Genomic DNA, 20,157 nt, shown 5'->3' with positions numbered 1-20,157 from the left:
GAATAAAAGATGATTAACAGAATAACAGATAATAAATTTGAATTGGTTTCTAAGTACGAGCCTTCAGGTGATCAGCCTCAAGCTATTGAGCAGTTGGTGGATAATATAGAGGGAGGAGAGAAGGCTCAGATTCTCATGGGGGCGACTGGTACTGGTAAGACCTATACCATGAGTCAGGTTATCGCTCAGGTCAACAAGCCAACTCTGGTTATTGCCCATAATAAAACGCTGGCCGGTCAGCTTTATGGTGAATTCAAGGAATTCTTCCCCAATAACGCGGTGGAATACTTCGTTTCCTACTACGATTACTACCAGCCTGAGGCTTATGTTCCTTCCAGCGATACATATATTGAAAAGGATAGCTCGGTCAATGACGAGATTGATAAGCTCCGTCACTCAGCGACATCGGCTCTTTTAGAGCGGAATGATGTGATTGTCGTGGCTTCGGTCTCTTGTATCTACGGTCTGGGTTCGCCTAAGGAATACTCAGACAGCGTGGTAAGCCTGCGTCCTGGACTAGAGATTTCCCGTGACAAGTTGCTTAATGATCTGGTAGATATCCAGTTTGAGCGCAATGACATTGACTTTCAGCGGGGGAAATTCCGTGTTCGTGGTGATGTGGTGGAGATTTTCCCAGCTTCTCGGGATGAGCATGCCTTTCGAGTAGAGTTTTTCGGAGATGAGATTGACCGGATTCGTGAGGTTGAAGCCTTGACAGGTCGAGTCTTGGGTGAGGTGGACCATTTGGCCATCTTCCCAGCTACTCACTTCGTGACCAATGAAGACCACATGGAAGTGGCGATTGCTAAGATTCAGGCTGAGCTGGAGGAGCAGCTGGCTATCTTTGAGAAAGAAGGCAAGCTTCTGGAAGCCCAGCGCTTGAAACAGCGTACGGAGTATGATATCGAAATGCTGCGTGAAATGGGCTATACAAACGGCGTTGAGAACTATTCTCGCCATATGGATGGTCGAAGTGAAGGAGAGCCGCCTTATACCCTTCTGGACTTTTTCCCTGACGATTTCTTGATTATGATTGACGAGAGTCACATGACCATGGGACAGATTCGGGGTATGTACAATGGCGACCGCTCTCGGAAGGAGATGCTGGTTAATTATGGCTTCCGTCTGCCGTCTGCCTTGGATAACCGCCCGCTGCGCCGGGAGGAGTTTGAAAGCCATGTTCACCAGATTGTCTATGTATCGGCTACGCCGGGTGACTATGAAAATGAACAGACGGATACTGTTATTGAGCAGATTATCCGTCCGACAGGGCTTCTGGATCCAGAAGTGGAAGTCCGTCCAACCATGGGACAGATTGATGACCTCTTGGGTGAAATCAATGCCCGTGTTGAAAAGAACGAACGTACCTTTATCACAACCCTGACCAAGAAGATGGCTGAAGACTTGACCGACTACTTCAAGGAAATGGGTGTCAAGGTCAAGTACATGCATTCGGACATCAAGACCTTGGAGCGGACTGAGATTATCCGTGATTTGCGCTTGGGTGTCTTTGACGTTCTGGTTGGGATTAACCTGCTGCGCGAGGGAATCGACGTTCCCGAGGTTAGTCTGGTAGCGATCCTTGATGCAGACAAGGAAGGTTTCCTCCGCAACGAACGTGGGCTTATCCAGACCATCGGAAGGGCAGCCCGCAACAGCGAAGGGCATGTAATTATGTATGCGGACACTATAACCCAGTCCATGCAGCGAGCTATTGATGAAACGGCCCGCCGTCGGGCAATCCAGATGACTTATAATGAAGAGCATGGCATTGTACCGCAGACCATCAAGAAAGAAATCCGTGACCTGATAAGCGTGACCAAGGCAGCCCTGCCAGACAAGGAAGAAACTGTCGAAATCGAAAGCCTCAACAAGCAAGAGCGCAAGGACATGATTAAGAAACTGGAAGGTCAGATGCAAGAAGCTGTCGGACTCCTCGACTTCGAACTGGCAGCTCAGATACGTGATATGATTCTGGAAATAAAAGCGATGGATTGAGAGGTATCAAGGAGAAAAACAAATGGTCATCACAATCAAAGCAATGGAAACGGCTGAGGAGATAGAAGGGAAATCCAGAGTTCATTGGCAGACATGGCGAGAAGCTTATGATGGCATCTTACCAGCGGATTTTCAAGAACAAATGACTTTGGATAAGTGCCGATTTTATAGTCAAAATTATCCTGAAAATACCTTAATCGCTTTGGATGATGCTAAAGTGGTCGGCTTTGTTAGCTACGGTGATTTTCGAGATCCAGCTAGGATAGCTGGTGAAATTTTCGCCTTGTATGTCTTAAAAGATTATTATGGTAAGGGTGTAGGACAGCAGTTAATGCAGGCTGCTTTTGCTGGCTTGGATAGTTATCAAGAGATTATATTATGGGTTTTAGAAGATAACAAACGTGCCATCGCTTTTTATGAAAAAATGGGTTTTGTTTTTGACGGTGAGGGAAAGGTCATTGACTTAGGAAAAGCCGTGAAAGAAAAACGGATGATTTACGTTAGAAACTCGAATAGTTAGTCTGAAAACAATAGATATATTTTTAAGGAGCACTATATGCGTTATGCACTTTTACTCCGTGGCATCAATGTCGGCGGGAAAAACAAGGTCGTGATGGCTGATTTGAAGAAGGATTTGGCTGGGTTGGGTTTTAAAAATCCGGTTTCCTACATCAATAGCGGCAATCTTTTCTTTGATAGCGAGGAGCAGGAGGAGAGGATTCGGGAGAGCTTGACTGCTTATTTTAGTCGGTCTTACGATTTTCCGCTGCCTTTTGTCCTTGTCAGCTCTGCCATGCTTGAAAAAGAAACAGCCAATTTGCCTACTTGGTGGCAGGATGAAACAGCCTTTCGCCGAGATGTCCTCTTTTATCTGCCGGAGGCAGACAGGGAGAGCGTTCAAGAGCTGGCAGGCAGTTGGGCAAATGACAAGGAGCAGCTGCATTTCGGGCAGACGGCTTTCTTTTATAGCAATGCTGACCAAGCGGACTATCTCAAGTCCAACTATCATAAGAAACTGCTCAAATCTATTTTCTACAAGCAACTGACTATACGAAACGGCAAGACTTTCCAGAAGATTGTGGAGTTGGTGAATGAAAAGTAAAACCAAAAAGAAAACTAAAAACAAAAGAAAAGTAAAAATTCAGAAGAACAAGTTTAGTCTTTGGTTGGAAAAACATCGGGTAGTAGAAGCTTTTTTAAATTTTTTAGTCTTAATAGTTGTTGCGATTGGTGTGGGATATTTAACTTTTGGTAATGAGAGCATTCCTGCTCCACTTCGTCATTTTAATTATATTAGTCCTTTATATGTAAACTTGGTCCTCTTGGTGCTTATTCCTTATTATTCTCGATTTGGTAGCTTGAGAAAAGAAGGATTTACTTCTCTGAAGGTTTTAGCGGAAGGATTTCTTTATCTGAACGGGCCGGTTTTCTTAATCCATTATTTTATAGGAATTCGGTCAAAAGGTGGAAAACTTTTTGCACCACCTCTAATCAGTTTGGATTCTCGCTATGTTTGGTTTCCGATTGCTACCTATCTAATCTTTTTCTTCATTTCAGCGTTAACGATGTTGATTTTAAAATATAATGAAAAAAAGAGGAAAAACATGACCAAAGAAAATCTATCTAAGTTATTTTCATTTAAAACACTCTATCTGGCCTTGCTAACCTTTGTTATTCTTCATTTGATTTTGTTACCTTTTGGTCTATCCTTTACTCCAGTTTTGTGGAATAGTTGGTTTTTTATTCTTTGTTTGACCTTCTTTATCCATCCTTGGATAGTCTTTTTTAGGACAAGAGATTTTCACTGGTACCACCTTATTTTTCAATTATTCAGTGGATTGGTGGCGCTTTATCTTTGGTTTTCGGCATTCTTTGCTTTGTCAATTATCTCGGATCCAGCCATTCCCATCAATATAGACTATCATATACAAGATAAAGAAATCATCATTGTCAGAGGTTTTGTGGTCCATAGTACCTATGAACATCATGAATTGATCAATCCCTTTATCATGAAGTCAGAAGTGAAATATAACGAAGATATGTTTTAATAACTTAGAAAGTGAGCAAATCCATAGCCTGTTTTAGATCTAGTCATAATCTCGAGAAGAGGAAAAATTATTTTGAAATATTTAAATGTGTTCAGAATGGCTTATCTTGCCTTGTTATCCTTTGTCATTTTTCATCTTATTTTATTAACATTTGGTTTAGCATTTATTCCAACTATGTGGAATTTCTGGTTTTTTTGCCTTTGTTTAACCTTATTGTTCCATTTATGGGGTCGATTTTATAAATCAAGGGTAGGTCAAAAGCGCCATCTTATTCTAGAGCTCTTTAGTGCTTTTGTAGTTTTTTGTATCTGGGGTGTTTCGCTTTTAGCTTTTTCTTTTATAGAAGATTCACGCATTCCAATTACAGTAGATTTTAAAATAGTAGATAGAGAAGTTATCATTGTCAGGGGATCTTTGCTTCATGGTTATCGTGAATACCACGATTTAGTTAATCCTTTTATGATGAACTCCGAAGTGAAATTTCAAGTTGAATATTAACAAATAGAAAGCGAGAGAACTCATGTCACGTTCCCAAGAAACAATTCTAACAAACATCTGCCTTGTTGAAGATACGCCACGTGGTAAAGTCCTAATGCAGTATCGCTCTCCAGAGCGCTATCCTTGGTCTGGATATGCTTTTCCGGGTGGTCATATTGAAAAGGACGAATCTTTGCACGATGCGGTAGTGCGTGAGATTTTAGAGGAAACGGGGTTGACTATTTCTCATCCGAAATTGGTTGGGGTAAAGAACTGGCATACGGATGAGGGGATTCGCTACATTGTCTTTTGTTACAAAGCGACTGAATTTTCTGGTCAGATTCATTCGACTGAAGAGGGAGAGATCTCTTGGGTAGACAAGGAAACCCTGCCACAGCTGGACTTGGCCTACGATATGTTAGAACTTCTGCGTATGATGGAAGATGAGGAACTGTCAGAATATTACTATCACGAGAGCGGATAGAAGGTGGCTGGCGCAAGAGTATGTATTAAAAAATGTTTCCTTTTGTGTCTGAAGTGCAAAGATAGAAAGGTGGATGACTGTCATGATTTCATTATGGATTGCTATTGTTGCATTTTTTCTTTTGGGATTAAACCATTTTTTTCCTTCTAGAAATGCTGGATTCGGTTTGAGATTTCCATTTGCTTTTCATACTTTAAAAGGATGGAAGCAGAGCCAATCTAGGTTTTATAGATCAGTGATTTTGCTTAATTTACTCATTTTTCTTTATTCTTTGTACACAGATTTAAACGAGATTAGGGTCTTGGTCTTGTCAATTATTAGTATTGTATTTTCTGGAATATTAATTTTTTTAATTTCTTTTAAAGAATAGTTTGATTGTTTTATCAGTGATTTTTATAGCGACTATCTATCATTTGAAAGCCGGTTGGCGCAAGAGTATGTACTAAAAAGACTGACTAGGTTGGAGCCTAATCAGTCTTTTTTTCTTGCTATTTATTCCTGTAAAAATCCTAGGTCTCTCAAGGCAGATTCTACATAGTCCAAATCCTGCTGGGAGTCGGCTTGTACTAGGTGATAGTGGACTCCATCTGTCAGCTCAGATAAGGGGCGAAAGGCACAGGATGCGACCTGTTGGAGAAAATGCTGGACATCTCGGCGGCAGGTCAGCTTCAGGTAAGTCTGGATTTCGCCGTAAACTGGATGTTCAATCAAAATAGTCTGTACGCGGCCGCCATTATCCACGATAGCCAGCAGCTCAGCCTCCATATCCTCAGCCCCATGCTGAACCTTGAAGAGCTGATGAAAAGCTGTGCTTTCTTGGCGGTCTTTATAAAGATAGCCACGGTTGGTTGAGAGAATGGGGGCACCATCAGCCCGCAAGAGGGCAATATCTTGCACGATAATCTGCCTAGTCACATGGAAATGTTCAGCCAGTGACTGGCCATTGAGGGCAGCAGATGATGTTTTCAAAAGGTTTAATAGTTCTTCTCGTCTTTGCTTGGTCATAGCTTCATTGTAAAACAAAAGTCAGGAATCTTCAAGCTCTAGCGAATCTTTTTCAGCGCTTGATAGATGAACTTAGCAATGACAAAGTCGACCATGCTATGGATGACCGTACCAAGTCCAACCAGACCAAATAAGATATAGAAAGCATTAGCAGGATAGGCAGAAGTCGTGTAAAAGAGGATGCAGACGACCACTTCACCAAAGGCATGAATCAAGGCCAGTAGGAAATTAAATATCCAAGTCTTCTTCTGGCTATCCAGTGTGTCCGGGTGCTTTTGCAGATAAAGAGCGCCGATGCTAGCAAAGAGCAAGTGGGACAGGGCTCTGAGCGTGATGATAAAAGGAAGTCCGGACATTCCAAACCCAATAGCAGAACCAATCACGACAATCACCGTCAAGAGAGGGGAAATAAACATAGCCAAAAAAATAGCGACATGGCTGGCTAAGGTGAAGGAAGCGGGCGGTATGACAATTTTAATCGGCATAACCAGCGGGATAACAATGGCTAGTGCAGTCAAAAAAGCGGTTAGTGTCATAAACTGATTTTTAGATCTTGGTTTCATAGTGACTCCTTTTTATCTGTATATACACTAGTATAGTACACTGTTTTTGCAGAAAGGTCAAGACCTGTAGGAAAGCCAAAAAGAGATTTGTCAAAATGCTTAAAATAGCTTATACTAGAATGGTGTGGAAATAGGAGTAAACTAGATTTTTAGAATTTAGTTGACCTTCACATTGATTAGTGTTCTACTGGACTTGAAAAATGAAAGAAGAGCTTAATCATATATAGAAGGCTGGTATGGAAATTTAGCAGCCTTGACTAGAAATGGAGAAGAAAATGAACAACTTACCAAACTGCACCAAATGTAATTCAGAGTATGTCTACGAAGATGGAACGCTCTTGGTCTGCCCTGAGTGCGCCTATGAGTGGAATCCAGCTGAGGTCCAAGAAACAGAAGAAGGACCAGTTGCAATTGATGCTAATGGCAATAAGCTGGCTGACGGCGACACAGTTACCTTGATTAAGGATCTGAAAGTCAAAGGAGCACCCAAGGATCTCAAACAGGGAACGCGCGTGAAAAATATCCGCATCGTGGAAGGCGACCATAATATTGACTGTAAGATTGACGGCTTCGGTGCGATGAAGCTCAAGTCAGAGTTTGTTAAGAAAATTTGAGGTCTCTATGAATCGTCGTTTTATCTTAATTTATCGAATTATTCTTTTTATCCTGGCCTTTTTGGGTGTGTATCTGGAAATCACTAAGTATGGCGTGGGCATGCTCATGTACTATACGGTTCTGTCCAATCTCTTGGTCCTGCTCTTTACGGGCTATCTGGTCTATCTGATGATGAGACCTGGCGATGCTTGGAAGGCGCCGAAAATCTTGCGAATCAAGGGCGGGGTAACCATGTCCATCATGATTACTTGCGTCGTTTACCACCTCTTGCTATCCCCAATTGCGACAGATTTTTACCGTCTAGAGAATTTTTTGTGTCATTATATAGTCCCCTTGGCTTTTCTTCTGGATACAGTAATCTTTGACAAATCGCGCCAGTACCGCTGGTTTGATCCGATTTCTTGGACGAGTGTGCCTTTGGTCTACATGGCCTTTGCTCTCTTTAATGGCTTTTTCCTGAAAATAAACATTCCAAGATCCAAGGACAATCCATTTCCTTACTTTTTCCTCAATGTCTTTAAGAAAGGTTGGCCTTATGTCATCCAGATGTGTCTGATTATTTTTGCAGCCTATCTGGTATTTGGTTTTGTCTTCTACGGGATAAAAGCTATCTCTTTCTCAAAGAAGAAGACTTCCTAGAGACAGGTACTTGTAGATGAAAAACAGATTTCACTAACCCTTATCCAGTCAAGCAGAAAAAATACATTTTTTTCTTGAAATAGTTTTGAATTTGTGATATAGTATAAAAAATTAAATAATCCTTTAATTCTATCCAGAGAGATAGACAAGGAGCAAGTAAAAAGATGGGTGAAGTGTAAGCAAGTGCGTCTTGTTTTAGCTTGCCTGACTAGATTTTTCTGAAGTCTCCTTGTAATAAGGAGACTTTTTCTATTGTTTGAGGAGGAAAGAATGAAAACAAAAGAAGTTGTCGATGACATCACTATGAATCGCGCGATTACGCGGATTACCTATGAAATCATCGAGCGCAACAAGGACTTAAATCAAGTGGTCTTGGCTGGGATTAAGACCCGTGGGGTTCACTTGGCTCACCGGATTCAGAAGCGGTTGGCTCAGTTGGAGAATATCGATATTCCAGTCGCAGAGGTAGATACCAAGCCTTTTCGAGATGATATAAAGGTTGAGGAAGATACGACAGTAATTCCAGTGGATATTACCGACCGTCAAGTAATCCTGATCGATGATGTTCTTTACACGGGACGAACCATTCGAGCGGCTATTGACAATCTGGTCAGTCATGGACGGCCTTCTCGGGTTGGTCTGGCTGTCTTGGTTGACCGTGGCCACCGTGAGCTGCCGATACGGGCAGACTATGTCGGCAAGAACATTCCGACTAGCCAAACTGAGGAGATTATCGTTGAGATGACCGAAACTGACGGTCAAGATCGCGTGTTGATTATGGGGGAGTAATTAGCTAAATGAGTCAAGATGTTAAGTATGATGTGCATGATATGCCAAAGCCAGGTCTGCTTTTAGGACTATCCTTTCAGCACTTGTTCGCCATGTTTGGGGCGACAGTCTTGGTGCCAATTCTGGTGGGAATTGACCCAGCGGTAGCCCTCTTTTCCAGCGGTCTGGGAACACTGGCCCATCTGACTGTTACTAAGTACAAGATTCCGGCTTACATGGGCTCTAGCTTTGCATATATCGCAGCCATGCAGATGCTGATGAAGACAGATGGTATCGGAGCGGTTGCACAGGGAGCCATCACCGGTGGTTTGGTCTACTTTATCGTGGCATTGATTGTCAAGTTTGCCGGCAATGCTTGGATTGACAAGGTGTTACCGCCAGTAGTGGTTGGGCCTATCATCATGGTCATTGGTCTGAGCTTGGCTGGAACAGCTGTTAGCGATGTGATGAATAAGACTGTAGCAAATGGCGAAAAGGTTTATGATTTGACCTATTTCATTATTGGTATGGTCACTCTCTTGGCAGTCATTCTCTTTAATATCTATGGTAAGAAGATTGTGGGAATCATCCCAGTCTTGCTAGGCCTGATAGTCGGCTACATCTTTAGCTTGATTCTAGGAATCGTGACTGGGCAGGAAATCGTTTCTTTTGCCAAGGTAGGAGAAGCTTCTTGGTTCCACCTTCCGCCCATGAGTCTGCCTTTCTTGGACTACGATGTGAAATTTTATCCTAGTGCGATTTTAACCATGGCGCCTATCGCCTTTGTAACCATGACAGAGCATTTCGGCCATGTTATGGTACTAAATAGCTTGACAGGTAAGGATTTCTTCAAGGATCCAGGACTGGACAAGACCTTGACCGGAGATGGTCTGGCTCAGATTATTGCGGGGCTTTTCGGAGCACCGCCGGTGACTAGCTACGGAGAGAATATCGGAGTTATGGCGCTCAATAAAATCTACAGCGTCTATGTCATTGCTGGCGCAGCAGTGCTGGCTATTGTCATGAGCTTTGTGGGCAAGGTCTCAGCCCTGCTCCAATCCATCCCGAGTCCTGTGCTGGGTGGTATTTCCATCGCTCTCTTTGGGGTAATTGCTTCGAGCGGTCTCAAGATTCTGATCGAAGCACAGACCAACTTTGACAATAAAAAGAACCTCTTGATTGCCAGTGTCATCTTGGTATCTGGTATCGGCGGTCTGACCTTGCAGCTGTCTGGTCTGCAAATCTCAGGAGTTGCTTTGTCAACTATTCTGGGAATTGTCCTCTATCTTGTCCTGCCTGAGCCCAAGGATTGAGCTAGGCGCTAAATCATTAACTTTCGTTCAAAAATAGCTTGCTCTCAGAGCGACTTTACTTGCAGCACTCTGGAAGCTCTCATTCTTTCATAAAGGAGAATTACATCATGTCATCCAATCAAATCGCTCTTAAGAACCTTGTTTCTATGGAAACTCTGTCAAATGAAGAAGTTATGGCCTTGATTAAACGCGGAATCGAATTTAAAAATGGCGCTAAAGTCCATTATGATGAGCAACATATTGTGTCTAACCTCTTCTTTGAGCCTTCGACGCGGACTCACAAGGCCTTTGAGGTAGCGGAGTTGAAGTTAGGCTGCGATCTTCTGGACTTTGATGTCAAGACCAGCTCGGTCAATAAAGGAGAAACCTTGTATGACACTATACTGACAATGTCTGCCCTTGGCGTTGATGTTTGTGTCATTCGCCACCCGGAAGTGGACTATTACAAAGATCTAGTGGAAAGCCCAACCATTACGACTTCTATTGTAAATGGAGGAGACGGTTCTGGTCAGCATCCTAGCCAGAGCTTGCTGGATTTGATGACCATTTATCAAGAGTTTGGTCGCTTTGAAGGACTCAAGGTTGCGATTGCTGGTGACTTGGACCATTCGCGCGTGGCCAAGTCAAACATGCAGATTCTCAAGCGCTTGGGGGCAGAGCTCTACTTTGCAGGTCCGGAAGAATGGCGAAGCCAAGAGTTTGCGGACTATGGTAAGTTTGTCACCATTGATGAGGTGATTGAAGAAGTGGATGTCATGATGTTCCTGCGCGTGCAGCATGAGCGCCATGACTACGAGTCCATCTTTTCTAAAGAAAATTATCACAGACTGCATGGTCTGACTCAAGAGCGCTATGACCGTATGAAAGAAACAGCAATTCTGATGCATCCGGCTCCAGTTAACCGTGATGTAGAAATTGCGGATCATCTGGTCGAAGCACCAAAATCGCGTATCGTTGAACAAATGACTAACGGCGTCTTTGTCAGAATGGCTATTATCGAAGCAGTTCTGAAAGGTCGTCAATAATCTCGGACAGTAGGCCGGGAGTGGGTGAAGCTATGTGAAGCAATCCCACTCCCTATTATTATATATCTTATGTGGATGGTCGTGGGCGGTCTGCATCTTGGACAGGAGGGAACAATGGCAAAGAGACTTTTAATATTAGAAAACGGCATGATTTTCGAAGGGGAAGCTTTTGGGGCGGATCTTTTCGTGACAGGCGAAATCGTCTTTAACACAGGCATGACAGGCTATCAGGAATCAATTACGGACCAGTCTTATAACGGCCAGATTTTGACCTTTACCTATCCCTTGGTTGGAAATTATGGTGTCAATCGGGACGACTATGAATCCATTCTGCCGACCTGCAAGGGAGTGGTGGTTTATGAGTATGCACGTCGTGCCAGCAATTGGCGCCAGCAATTGTCTTTGGATGAGTTCCTCAAAATCAAGAAGATACCAGGAATTTCGGGAATTGATACAAGGGCACTAACCAAGATTATCCGCCAGTATGGAACCATGCGGGCGACCATTGCCAATGCGGATGATAGTATTGAGCATCTGCAAGACCAGCTTCAGGCTACAGTTCTGCCGACTGATAACATCAAGCAGGTGTCTACCAAGCAGTCCTATCCAGCTCCGGGAACGGGTCGTAGTGTGGTATTGGTTGACTTTGGTCTCAAACATTCTATCCTGCGGGAGTTGGCCAAACGAAACTGCAGCGTGACAGTGGTGCCTTATGATACCAGAGCTGAGGAAATTCTCCAGCTCAATCCTGACGGGGTTATGCTGTCAAATGGACCGGGAAATCCGGAAGATGTGCCGGAGGCTCTGGACATGATTCGTGGTGTTCAGGGCAAGATTCCAATTTTTGGGATCTGTATGGGACATCAGCTCTTCTCCATGGCTAACGGTGCCAAGACGCATAAGATGAAGTTCGGTCACCGTGGCTTCAACCATGCGGTGCGTGAGATTGCGACAGGACGAGTTGACTTTACCAGTCAAAATCACGGCTATGCAGTCAGTCGTGAGGATTTGCCAGAATGCCTGATTGTGACCCATGAAGAAATCAATGATAAGTCTGTCGAAGGTGTGCGCCATCGGGATTATCCTGCCTTTTCTGTGCAGTTCCACCCAGATGCTGCGCCGGGACCGCATGATGCAGACTATCTCTTTGATGAGTTTATGGAAATGATGGATGCCCATCAGGCTTACTAGGAAGCAAGATTGAGAGGTGCACTATGCCAAAACGTAAAGATATTCAGAAAATTATGGTCATCGGTTCTGGTCCGATTGTTATTGGTCAGGCTGCGGAGTTTGACTATGCAGGGACTCAAGCTTGCCTGTCCTTGAAAGAAGAGGGCTACAGTGTTGTCTTGGTTAATTCCAACCCGGCGACCATCATGACGGACAAGGAAATTGCGGACCGAGTTTATATCGAGCCTATCACGCTGGAGTTTGTTGCACGCATTTTGCGTAAGGAACGGCCGGATGCTTTGCTGCCTACTTTGGGCGGCCAGACCGGACTCAACATGGCCATGGAATTATCCAAGTCAGGGCTTTTAGAAGAGCTGGGAGTGGAACTATTGGGAACTAAGTTATCAGCCATTGACCAAGCAGAAGATCGAGACCTTTTCAAGCAGCTGATGGAAGAGTTAGGCCAGCCCATCCCTGAGTCAGAAATTGTCAATACAGTTGATGAAGCGCTGGAATTTGCGGATGGTATCGGCTATCCAGTCATTGTCCGCCCGGCATTTACACTGGGAGGAACTGGCGGCGGTATCTGTAGCAATGAAGAAGAACTGCAGGAAATTGCAGAAAACGGCCTCAAACTCTCTCCGGTTACCCAGTGTCTGATCGAGCGCTCCATAGCAGGCTTTAAGGAAATCGAATACGAAGTCATGCGGGATGGTGCTGACAATGCGCTGGTCGTATGTAACATGGAAAACTTTGACCCAGTCGGCATCCACACAGGTGATTCTATCGTTTTTGCACCTAGTCAGACCATCTCAGACTATGAATACCAGATGCTGCGGGACGCCAGTCTTAAGATTATTCGAGCGCTGAAGATTGAGGGCGGCTGTAATGTGCAGCTGGCTCTGGACCCGCATAGCTTTAAGTACTATGTCATTGAGGTCAATCCACGGGTTTCCCGCTCGTCAGCCCTTGCCTCTAAGGCGACTGGCTATCCGATTGCCAAGCTGGCGGCGAAAATCGCAGTCGGGCTTACATTAGATGAAATCATCAATCCAGTGACAGGCTCTACTTATGCTATGTTTGAGCCAGCTCTGGACTACGTAGTTGCTAAAATTCCGCGTTTTCCATTTGATAAATTTGAGCAGGGTGAGCGCCGTCTAGGAACCCAGATGAAGGCGACAGGCGAAGTCATGGCTATCGGCCGCAATATTGAGGAGAGTCTGCTCAAGGCTTGCCGCTCTCTGGAAGTTGGTGCGGACCACAATGAGCTGCCTGCTCTCAGTCAAGTAAGCGATGATGAGCTGATGAGGAAGATTGTCAAGGCGCAAGATGACCGGCTTTTCTATATTTCAGAAGCTATTCGCCGTGGTTACAGTCCGGATGAAATTGCGGAGCTGACCAAGATTGATGTCTTTTTCCTGGATAAGCTGCTCCATATTTACGAAATCGAGCAGGAACTGGCCAGTCATATAGGAGATAGCTATGTGCTCAAGAAAGCCAAACAAAATGGCTTTGCGGATACTAAGATTGCTGCCTTGTGGGACATGACAGCTGAGCAGGTGTGTCGCATCCGGCAGGAGCAGAAGATTGTGCCGGTTTACAAGATGGTGGATACCTGTGCTGCTGAGTTCGAGTCTGCGACGCCTTATTTCTACTCCACCTATGGCTTTGAAAACGAATCTGTCAAATCCAGTAAGGAATCTGTTCTAGTGCTGGGCTCAGGTCCTATCCGAATCGGGCAAGGGGTCGAATTTGACTATGCGACTGTTCATTCTGTAAAGGCTATTCAGGCAGCTGGTTATGAAGCGATTATCATGAACAGTAATCCAGAGACTGTATCAACTGACTTTTCTGTCTCTGACAAGCTCTACTTTGAGCCGCTGACCTTTGAAGATGTCATGAATGTCATTGAGTTGGAGCAGCCTAAAGGGGTTATCGTTCAGTTTGGCGGGCAGACAGCCATTAATCTGGCAGAGGCTTTGTCCAAGGCTGGTGTGAAGATTTTAGGCACCCAAGTAGCGGACTTGGATAGAGCTGAGGATCGGGATCTCTTTGAGCAAGCGCTGAAGGAGCTGGATATTCCGCAGCCACCGGGTCAGACGGCCACTAATGAGGAGGAAGCAGTAGAGGCTGCTCGTAAGATTGGCTTCCCTGTTCTAGTGCGACCTTCCTATGTCTTGGGTGGCCGTGCTATGGAAATCGTAGAAAACGAAGCGGATCTACGCTCTTATATGCGGACAGCGGTTAAGGCCAGTCCAGATCATCCGGTTTTGGTTGATTCTTATATTGTTGGTGATGAGTGTGAAGTGGATGCCATTTCTGATGGTCGCCAGGTCTTGATTCCTGGGATTATGGAGCATATCGAGCGGGCAGGGGTTCACTCAGGGGATTCCATGGCAGCCTATCCGCCACAAACTCTATCGCAGAAAGTCAAGGATACTATTGCAGACTATACCAAGCGTCTGGCTCTGGGACTCAACTGTATTGGTATGATGAATATTCAGTTCGTCATCAAGGATGAGCAGGTCTATGTCATTGAGGTCAATCCGCGGGCCAGCCGGACTGTTCCTTTCTTGTCCAAGGTAACCGATATTCCGATGGCGCAAGTAGCGACTCGTTTGATCCTTGGAGAAAGTCTGGTAGATCTGGGCTATGAAGATGGCCTCCATCCAGAAAGTTCCATGGTTCATATCAAGGCGCCAGTCTTCTCCTTTACCAAGCTAGCGAAGGTTGACAGTCTCTTGGGACCAGAGATGAAGTCTACCGGAGAAGTCATGGGTAGTGACCGAACGCTCGAAAAAGCACTCTACAAGGCTTTTGAGGCTTCCTATCTCCATCTGCCAAACTTTGGTAATGTCGTCTTTACTATTGCAGATGATAGCAAGGAAGAAGCCCTGCAGCTTGCTCAGCGTTTTGCCAATATTGGCTATGGTATCTGGGCAACAAAGGGAACAGCCTCTTATTTTGAAAATCATGGTCTACACGTCCGTCTGGTGGAAAAAATCGGCAGTGATGATAACAAGGATATCCCAGCCTATATCCGCAAGGGCAAGGTTCAGGCTATTATCAACACGGTCGGAACCAAGCGGACAGCTGACAAGCATGGTCAAATTATCCGTAGCTCAGCCATTGAGCATGGAGTGCCCCTCTTCACAGCCTTGGACACAGCTGATGCCATGCTGAAAGTGCTGGAAAGCCGCAGTTTCACTACAGAAGCGATTTAGAGCTGGAGTTTTCAGTTCCAGATTGTCATTTGACAGTCTGAAAGTCTGAAAAGTAATCTCATACAGCAAACATTGAGAAAAGAATCTGTCCAAGCTTATTCTATCCTTGAATAGTCATAATAAATAACCTTTCAAATATATTAAATTAAAAGCAAAGAGGAAGTGGGAAAGAATCCTACTTCCTTTTTCTTTATTTTCTTAAAACAACTTGACAAAGAAGTTGACAAAGTGTATGATATTAACCAGTTAATAAACTGGTTAATAATAAGTTAAGGAGATATTGTGAAACGAGCTTTAAAATTCTTAGCCTGCCTTAGCCTGCTGGCTATGACATTGTGTCTATGGGCTTGTCAGTCTCAAAAGGAATCCAGTCCATCCAGTCAGTCGCAAGGATTGAGGATTGTAACCAGCTTTTATCCTATCTACTCCATGGTTAAAGCTATATCGGGCGATCTGAATGATGTGCGCATGATTCAATCTAGTAGCGGCATTCATGATTTTGAACCTTCGGCCAATGATGTGGCAGCCATCTATGATGCAGATGTCTTTGTCTATCACTCACGGACTTTGGAGTCCTGGGCTGGCGAGCTAAATCCTAGCCTCAAGAATTCTAAGGTTCAAGTCCTTGAGGCTTCTCAGGGAATGGAGCTGGATCGAGTCGCTGGCTTGGAAGATGTCCAAGCGGGAGAGGGAGTGGATGAGAAGACGCTCTATGACCCCCATACCTGGTTGGATCCTCAGAAGGCTGCGGAGGAAGCCCAGATTATCGCCGACAGGCTCTCAGAGCTGGATAGCTACCATCGGGATACTTATCAGGCCAATGCCCGAAAATTTCAAGAAGAGGTCAAGGAGCTGACAGAACGCTATCAGAAGATTTTTGATAAAGCGCCCAACAAGACCTTTGTCACCCAGCATACAGCCTTTTCTTATCTAGCCAAGCGTTTCGGGCTGATCCAGCTAGGCATTGCTGGTATTTCACCGGAGCAGGAGCCTAGTCCGCGTCAGCTGACAGAGATAGAAGACTTTGTCAAGGAGCACAAGATGCAGACCATTTTTGTGGAAAGCAATGCTTCTTCCAAAGTGGCTCAAACCTTGGTCAAGGCGACCGGTGTACAAATCAAGGAGCTGAATCCTCTGGAAGCAGACCCAGCCAACCAACTATCTTATTTAGAAAATTTAGAAAAGAATCTAGCTGTTTTAGCTAAAGATTTGAAAGGATAAAAGACAACCATGAAAAAGAAATATTTCCTTGCTTCAGCTGCTGTATTAGCTCTCGGCCTCGGAACTTACGGGCTTATCCAATGGCAAGCTCAGCCTCGAACTCAGACCAAAGATAATAAAGTAGCCTATATTGAGGACAAGACTTCGGGTGACAAGACGGATAAAAATTTGACATCTGACCAAATCAATGATGAGGAAGGTATTGAAGCAGAGCAAATTGTCGTGAAAATCACAGATCAGGGCTATGTCACTTCCCATGGAGACCATTATCATTACTTTGACGGGAAGGTGCCTTTTGATGCCATTATCAGCGAAGAGCTGATTATCCGAGATCCTAACTACACGCTGCAGGAAGCGGATATTGTCAATGAGGTCAAGGATGGTTATATCATCAAGGTGGAGGGGAAGTATTATCTCTACCTCAAGGATGCCAAGCATACCAGTAATGTCCGCTCGGTGGATGAGATTGCTCGGCAGAAGAAGCTGCATAAGACCAAGGAAGAAGGCGATAGTGGCAAATCTTCCACTGCAAAATCAAGCAGGACTCGCGATTTCAGCCAGCCCAGCAAGTCCCTAACTGCGGGAAAGACGGCAGCAGACCTTGCAGGAGTTTCTTACCAAGGCCAAGGGGGATATAGGACGGATGATGGTTATACTTTCAGTCCCTCTGACGTCATTGAGGATACTGGCGATGCTTTTATCGTGCCGCATGGCGGGCATTTTCACTATATTCCTAAGAGCGACCTATCGCCAGCAGAATTGGCTGCGGCTCAGAGCTACTGGAATAGCAGGCATACCGGCGAAAGGGTGAATCAGCCTAACTACGGTAGGCCGATAGTATCTTCTAACACATGGAATCAAAATAGTGCTATCAATCAGGGTGGGCCAGTCTCAAATCCGACTCCACAGCTGCCAAATCATTCAAAGATTGAGCAGCCAAGTCCTGGCTTAGCGATCACTCAGCCGAATCCGTCCAATTCGTCTCAGTCGTCTCAACCATCTCAGCCATCCTTGCCAAGTCTGCTGCAGCAACTCTATGCCCTGCCTCAGTCTCAGCGCTATCATGAAGGGGACGGCGTGGTGTTTGACCCGCTGAAAATCAGCCGGCGGACAGAAAATGGGGTCGTTATCCCCCACGGAGACCACCATCATTTCATTCCTTATGACAAGCTGTCAGACTTGGAAGCGAAGATTGCCCGCTTGATTCCTATTGGCTATACTTACGAGCCGCTGGGCGATCCACTGCAAGCTTTGAAGCCTCAGCTACCATCACAGCCTGATCACGACTATGGTTTTCGTGCGGAGGCTGTCATTGGCAAGGACGACCAAGGCTACATGGTATCGCATGGAGATCATGCTCATTACTTTTACAAGAAAGACTTGACTGCTGAACAGATTCAAGCAGCGGAGCAAGTCTTGGCCAAGCAGCCAGCAAAACCTTCAGCAGTAGTCAATGACGCTGAACGTTATTCACGCGATGCCAGTGATGAGGAAAAGATTGCTTATATCTCCCAAACCTATGGCGTTCCCAAGGAGGCGGTTCGCATCTCAAATGGTTTCTTTGTCTTTAATAACCCAGACCAGGCCTATGATCCGACTCATATCCACCCCTATGCTGTCCGCAAGGAGCATGTTCGCATTCCACTGGTAACAGGCAATGCAGAACTGGACTTCATGAATGAGCTCTACACAACAGCCTTACGCTCAGGTCTTTCACCTTACAGTCTGCAGGTGGAAGATGGTCAGTTTGTCATTCCTCATGGCGACCACAATCACTATATCAAGATCCAGTCCAAGGGCGCAGCAGAAGCCTTGAAAAATCGTCTGCCTCAGATTCAATCTAAGTATGAGCAGGGCGATTATGATGAGGCCGTTATTTTGCAAAAAGTAGAAAGCCTAAAAGCGGACAGTCAGCGTCTCTATGCCGATGATCCTCTTATGCAGCGGCGGATTGAGCTTGCTTTGGGGCAGTTCGTGGAAACCATGAAGAAGCTGCCTAGCAACTCAACTGCTGGCTACCTGAGCAGTCTGGATAACTTTGATAAGCAGTTTATCCATGTGGATCAGACGGTCAAGCCAATCCAAGAGACCGAGCTGGACAAGACCTATCAAGGACTTTTGGAGAGAATGAACCGGCTTGATACGGATAGCTATGGGCTGAAGAAAGCTGACTTGCTGCAGCGTCTGCAAAATGCTTATGCTGGCCAGAATCAAGCTGAAATGGCAGAGCTAGGACAATTACTATCAGCTTTAGAAGATTATCATGATCGGACAGGCGTCACAGCGGTTGATTATATTCGCTATTTCTACCAAGCATTAGAGGATGGACGTTTGAGCCCTGAGCTGCGCAGAAAAGCAGCTGGGCTGACCTTGACTCTCTATAAGTCTCAAGCCTTTATAGAAGCGACCAATCTTCAGCAGCTTTTCCCTGCCCTCTATCAGACTAAGAAAGAGATTACAGCAGCCCTTGCTAGCGGTCAGCCTTCTCCGTCCTCTGAAAAGACAGAGCTGGATCAGGGAGAGCCCGATCAGCCAACCTATAAGGCCATGATTTATGAATTTTTGAAGGGGATTTATGATGATTTTGGCATTTCGGATGATAGCGAGAAGAGCGCTCAAGCCCTTGTCTTTCTTGGAAAAGCGCAGGAACTGCTTGGAGAAGTAAAGGACCAAAACAGCCGAGCAGACTATGCAGCTAGAATCTTGGAATTAGGCAAGAAGTTAAAGAGCAGCAGCTCAGATAAGCAAGCTCTGCTGGCAGCCAGTCAGAAGCTTTTGGATCAGATGAGCCGGACCATTGCCGGACAAAAGGAAGAGCCAGCTAATACGGAAAATCAGGAAGTTTATCAACAGCTTTATAATCTGCTCATGTCTATTCATCAGTATTTGGAAAAGAATCAAGGAAGTGAGCAGCAATACCAGCAGCTGGAGCAGCTTTTTGATAAGCTCGGACAGAGAGCTACAGACAAGAAAGAGCTGCTTAAGGAAATCCTGGCCTTCCAGCAGTCACTCGTCCATCCTGAGGGGGCAAACGAGTCTGATTCTCAGCATAGGGACGATGATGGCTACCACTTTAATCTGCAGGATATGGTCGGAGCGGATGAGCAAGGCTATCGGCTAGCCCATCTGGATCACGAGCACTATATTTACAAGAAAGACTTGTCAGAAGCTGAGCGTCAAGCAGCGGATGCCTATGCGGTGCAAAAAGGCTTCCTGAAAGCATCAGCTGAACAACCTGCTTCTGGTCAGCCATCCAGCAGCAGTGCTCCAGAAACTGGCCAAACTGGCAATCTACCTTCCGAATCTGCCACTGGAGAAGCAGCTCAAAACCAATCTGACAAACCTGCAGAAGCTTCGATAGCTGCAAATCCAACTGGTCAATCAAGCTTAGCAGCGAGTTTTGGCATGACAGAGGAAGCATTCAACCAGAAATTGCAGGAACTTTCTCAGCTCTACGGTGTCAGCCCAGAGACTTTCAACTATAATCCAGCAACCAGAAGCGTCAGCTTTACAGGAACTGACGGACAGCTGAAAACTGTTCAGATTAACTAAGCTTACATTTTGATGCAAAACAAGAATAAAACGAATGATGAAGACCAAGCCAAGT

General features: G+C 45.1%; 17 protein-coding genes and 2 pseudogenes. 17 read left to right on the top strand and 2 right to left on the bottom strand.

Annotated features, from left to right (window positions below; all coding sequences use genetic code 11):
• The first annotated feature begins 9 nt into the window (after positions 1-9).
• The 8 genes and pseudogenes from uvrB (at position 10) to RSK81_RS07200 (ending at position 5,377) form a co-directional block, all read left to right on the top strand.
• Entirely contained in the window at positions 10-1,998 is a 1,989-nt protein-coding gene (gene uvrB, locus RSK81_RS07235) for an excinuclease ABC subunit UvrB (RefSeq protein WP_125338538.1), read from the top strand.
• Positions 1,999-2,020: 22 nt separating this feature from the next.
• On the top strand, positions 2,021-2,518 hold the full coding sequence (locus RSK81_RS07230) for a GNAT family N-acetyltransferase (RefSeq protein ID WP_101771424.1): 498 nt from the start codon (positions 2,021-2,023) through the stop codon (positions 2,516-2,518).
• Between the two features lie 36 nt (positions 2,519-2,554).
• Positions 2,555-3,100, top strand: a complete 546-nt coding sequence (locus RSK81_RS07225; RefSeq protein WP_101771423.1) for a DUF1697 domain-containing protein — start codon at positions 2,555-2,557, stop codon at positions 3,098-3,100.
• Positions 3,090-3,625: pseudogene (locus RSK81_RS07220) on the top strand (hypothetical protein). The gene RSK81_RS07225 and the pseudogene RSK81_RS07220 overlap by 11 nt, the downstream one beginning before the upstream one ends.
• Positions 3,603-4,046 (top strand): hypothetical protein, encoded by a 444-nt coding sequence (locus RSK81_RS07215; protein ID WP_268681569.1) that lies wholly within the window; start codon positions 3,603-3,605, stop codon positions 4,044-4,046. The pseudogene RSK81_RS07220 and the gene RSK81_RS07215 overlap by 23 nt, the downstream one beginning before the upstream one ends.
• A 96-nt stretch (positions 4,047-4,142) precedes the next feature.
• Positions 4,143-4,544 (top strand): hypothetical protein, encoded by a 402-nt coding sequence (locus RSK81_RS07210; protein ID WP_268681568.1) that lies wholly within the window; start codon positions 4,143-4,145, stop codon positions 4,542-4,544.
• Between the two features lie 22 nt (positions 4,545-4,566).
• Positions 4,567-5,036 (top strand): annotated as a pseudogene (locus RSK81_RS07205) (8-oxo-dGTP diphosphatase).
• A 44-nt stretch (positions 5,037-5,080) separates the two neighbouring features.
• Positions 5,081-5,377 carry a hypothetical protein gene (locus tag RSK81_RS07200; RefSeq protein WP_002900174.1) on the top strand — a complete coding sequence of 99 codons (297 nt, stop codon included), beginning with the start codon at positions 5,081-5,083 and terminating at the stop codon, positions 5,375-5,377.
• Positions 5,378-5,499: 122 nt separating this feature from the next.
• Here RSK81_RS07200 and RSK81_RS07195 read toward each other — a convergent pair whose 3' ends face one another.
• Both RSK81_RS07195 and RSK81_RS07190 read right to left on the bottom strand, forming a co-directional pair.
• A complete protein-coding gene (locus tag RSK81_RS07195; RefSeq protein WP_002924370.1) occupies positions 5,500-6,030 on the bottom strand; it encodes a transcription repressor NadR in 531 nt (176 codons plus the stop codon).
• A 20-nt stretch (positions 6,031-6,050) separates the two neighbouring features.
• Complete coding sequence (locus RSK81_RS07190; RefSeq protein WP_315686324.1) at positions 6,051-6,575, bottom strand: hypothetical protein; 525 nt, start codon at positions 6,573-6,575, stop codon at positions 6,051-6,053.
• Positions 6,576-6,850: 275 nt separating this feature from the next.
• Between RSK81_RS07190 and RSK81_RS07185 the strand changes: the two genes are divergently transcribed.
• From RSK81_RS07185 to RSK81_RS07145, 9 genes are all read left to right on the top strand, one after another.
• Positions 6,851-7,189: a zinc ribbon domain-containing protein YjdM gene (locus tag RSK81_RS07185; protein ID WP_060975972.1), complete on the top strand. Its 339-nt coding sequence runs from the start codon at positions 6,851-6,853 to the stop codon at positions 7,187-7,189.
• 7 nt (positions 7,190-7,196) lie between these two features.
• On the top strand, positions 7,197-7,829 hold the full coding sequence (locus tag RSK81_RS07180) for a Pr6Pr family membrane protein (protein ID WP_125338532.1): 633 nt from the start codon (positions 7,197-7,199) through the stop codon (positions 7,827-7,829).
• 270 nt (positions 7,830-8,099) lie between these two features.
• Positions 8,100-8,618, top strand: a complete 519-nt coding sequence (gene pyrR / locus RSK81_RS07175; protein ID WP_002904664.1) for a bifunctional pyr operon transcriptional regulator/uracil phosphoribosyltransferase PyrR — start codon at positions 8,100-8,102, stop codon at positions 8,616-8,618.
• Between the two features lie 8 nt (positions 8,619-8,626).
• On the top strand, positions 8,627-9,910 hold the full coding sequence (locus RSK81_RS07170) for a uracil-xanthine permease family protein (protein WP_125347999.1): 1,284 nt from the start codon (positions 8,627-8,629) through the stop codon (positions 9,908-9,910).
• Between the two features lie 107 nt (positions 9,911-10,017).
• Positions 10,018-10,935, top strand: a complete 918-nt coding sequence (locus tag RSK81_RS07165) for an aspartate carbamoyltransferase catalytic subunit (protein ID WP_268697601.1) — start codon at positions 10,018-10,020, stop codon at positions 10,933-10,935.
• A 114-nt stretch (positions 10,936-11,049) separates the two neighbouring features.
• A complete protein-coding gene (locus RSK81_RS07160) occupies positions 11,050-12,126 on the top strand; it encodes a carbamoyl phosphate synthase small subunit (RefSeq protein ID WP_268697602.1) in 1,077 nt (358 codons plus the stop codon).
• A gap of 23 nt (positions 12,127-12,149) precedes the next feature.
• Positions 12,150-15,329: a carbamoyl-phosphate synthase large subunit gene (gene carB / locus RSK81_RS07155; RefSeq protein WP_315686317.1), complete on the top strand. Its 3,180-nt coding sequence runs from the start codon at positions 12,150-12,152 to the stop codon at positions 15,327-15,329.
• A 282-nt stretch (positions 15,330-15,611) separates the two neighbouring features.
• On the top strand, positions 15,612-16,550 hold the full coding sequence (locus RSK81_RS07150) for a metal ABC transporter solute-binding protein, Zn/Mn family (protein ID WP_004186615.1): 939 nt from the start codon (positions 15,612-15,614) through the stop codon (positions 16,548-16,550).
• 9 nt (positions 16,551-16,559) lie between these two features.
• Entirely contained in the window at positions 16,560-20,102 is a 3,543-nt protein-coding gene (locus tag RSK81_RS07145) for a pneumococcal-type histidine triad protein (RefSeq protein WP_315686315.1), read from the top strand.
• Positions 20,103-20,157 lie beyond the last annotated feature (55 nt).

It is taken from the genome of Streptococcus sp. DTU_2020_1000888_1_SI_GRL_NUU_041A (assembly GCF_032387735.1).
GTDB lineage: Bacteria > Bacillota > Bacilli > Lactobacillales > Streptococcaceae > Streptococcus > Streptococcus sanguinis.
The sequence above is the reverse complement of the archived record's forward strand: the minus strand, read 5'-3'. Positions and strand labels throughout refer to the sequence as shown.

What these genes read in the sequence shown, in the direction of transcription:
- RSK81_RS07200 (WP_002900174.1), top strand. Translation starts at nt 5,081, where the DNA reads ATGACTGTCATGATTTCATTATGGATTGCTATTGTTGCATTTTTTCTT.
- RSK81_RS07145 (WP_315686315.1), top strand. Translation starts at nt 16,560, where the DNA reads ATGAAAAAGAAATATTTCCTTGCTTCAGCTGCTGTATTAGCTCTCGGC.
- RSK81_RS07215 (WP_268681569.1), top strand. Translation starts at nt 3,603, where the DNA reads ATGACCAAAGAAAATCTATCTAAGTTATTTTCATTTAAAACACTCTAT.
- RSK81_RS07165 (WP_268697601.1), top strand. Translation starts at nt 10,018, where the DNA reads ATGTCATCCAATCAAATCGCTCTTAAGAACCTTGTTTCTATGGAAACT.
- RSK81_RS07225 (WP_101771423.1), top strand. Translation starts at nt 2,555, where the DNA reads ATGCGTTATGCACTTTTACTCCGTGGCATCAATGTCGGCGGGAAAAAC.
- RSK81_RS07160 (WP_268697602.1), top strand. Translation starts at nt 11,050, where the DNA reads ATGGCAAAGAGACTTTTAATATTAGAAAACGGCATGATTTTCGAAGGG.
- uvrB (WP_125338538.1), top strand. Translation starts at nt 10, where the DNA reads ATGATTAACAGAATAACAGATAATAAATTTGAATTGGTTTCTAAGTAC.
- RSK81_RS07180 (WP_125338532.1), top strand. Translation starts at nt 7,197, where the DNA reads ATGAATCGTCGTTTTATCTTAATTTATCGAATTATTCTTTTTATCCTG.
- RSK81_RS07190 (WP_315686324.1), bottom strand. Translation starts at nt 6,575, where the DNA reads ATGAAACCAAGATCTAAAAATCAGTTTATGACACTAACCGCTTTTTTG.
- RSK81_RS07230 (WP_101771424.1), top strand. Translation starts at nt 2,021, where the DNA reads ATGGTCATCACAATCAAAGCAATGGAAACGGCTGAGGAGATAGAAGGG.
- RSK81_RS07170 (WP_125347999.1), top strand. Translation starts at nt 8,627, where the DNA reads ATGAGTCAAGATGTTAAGTATGATGTGCATGATATGCCAAAGCCAGGT.
- RSK81_RS07185 (WP_060975972.1), top strand. Translation starts at nt 6,851, where the DNA reads ATGAACAACTTACCAAACTGCACCAAATGTAATTCAGAGTATGTCTAC.
- RSK81_RS07210 (WP_268681568.1), top strand. Translation starts at nt 4,143, where the DNA reads ATGGCTTATCTTGCCTTGTTATCCTTTGTCATTTTTCATCTTATTTTA.
- pyrR (WP_002904664.1), top strand. Translation starts at nt 8,100, where the DNA reads ATGAAAACAAAAGAAGTTGTCGATGACATCACTATGAATCGCGCGATT.
- carB (WP_315686317.1), top strand. Translation starts at nt 12,150, where the DNA reads ATGCCAAAACGTAAAGATATTCAGAAAATTATGGTCATCGGTTCTGGT.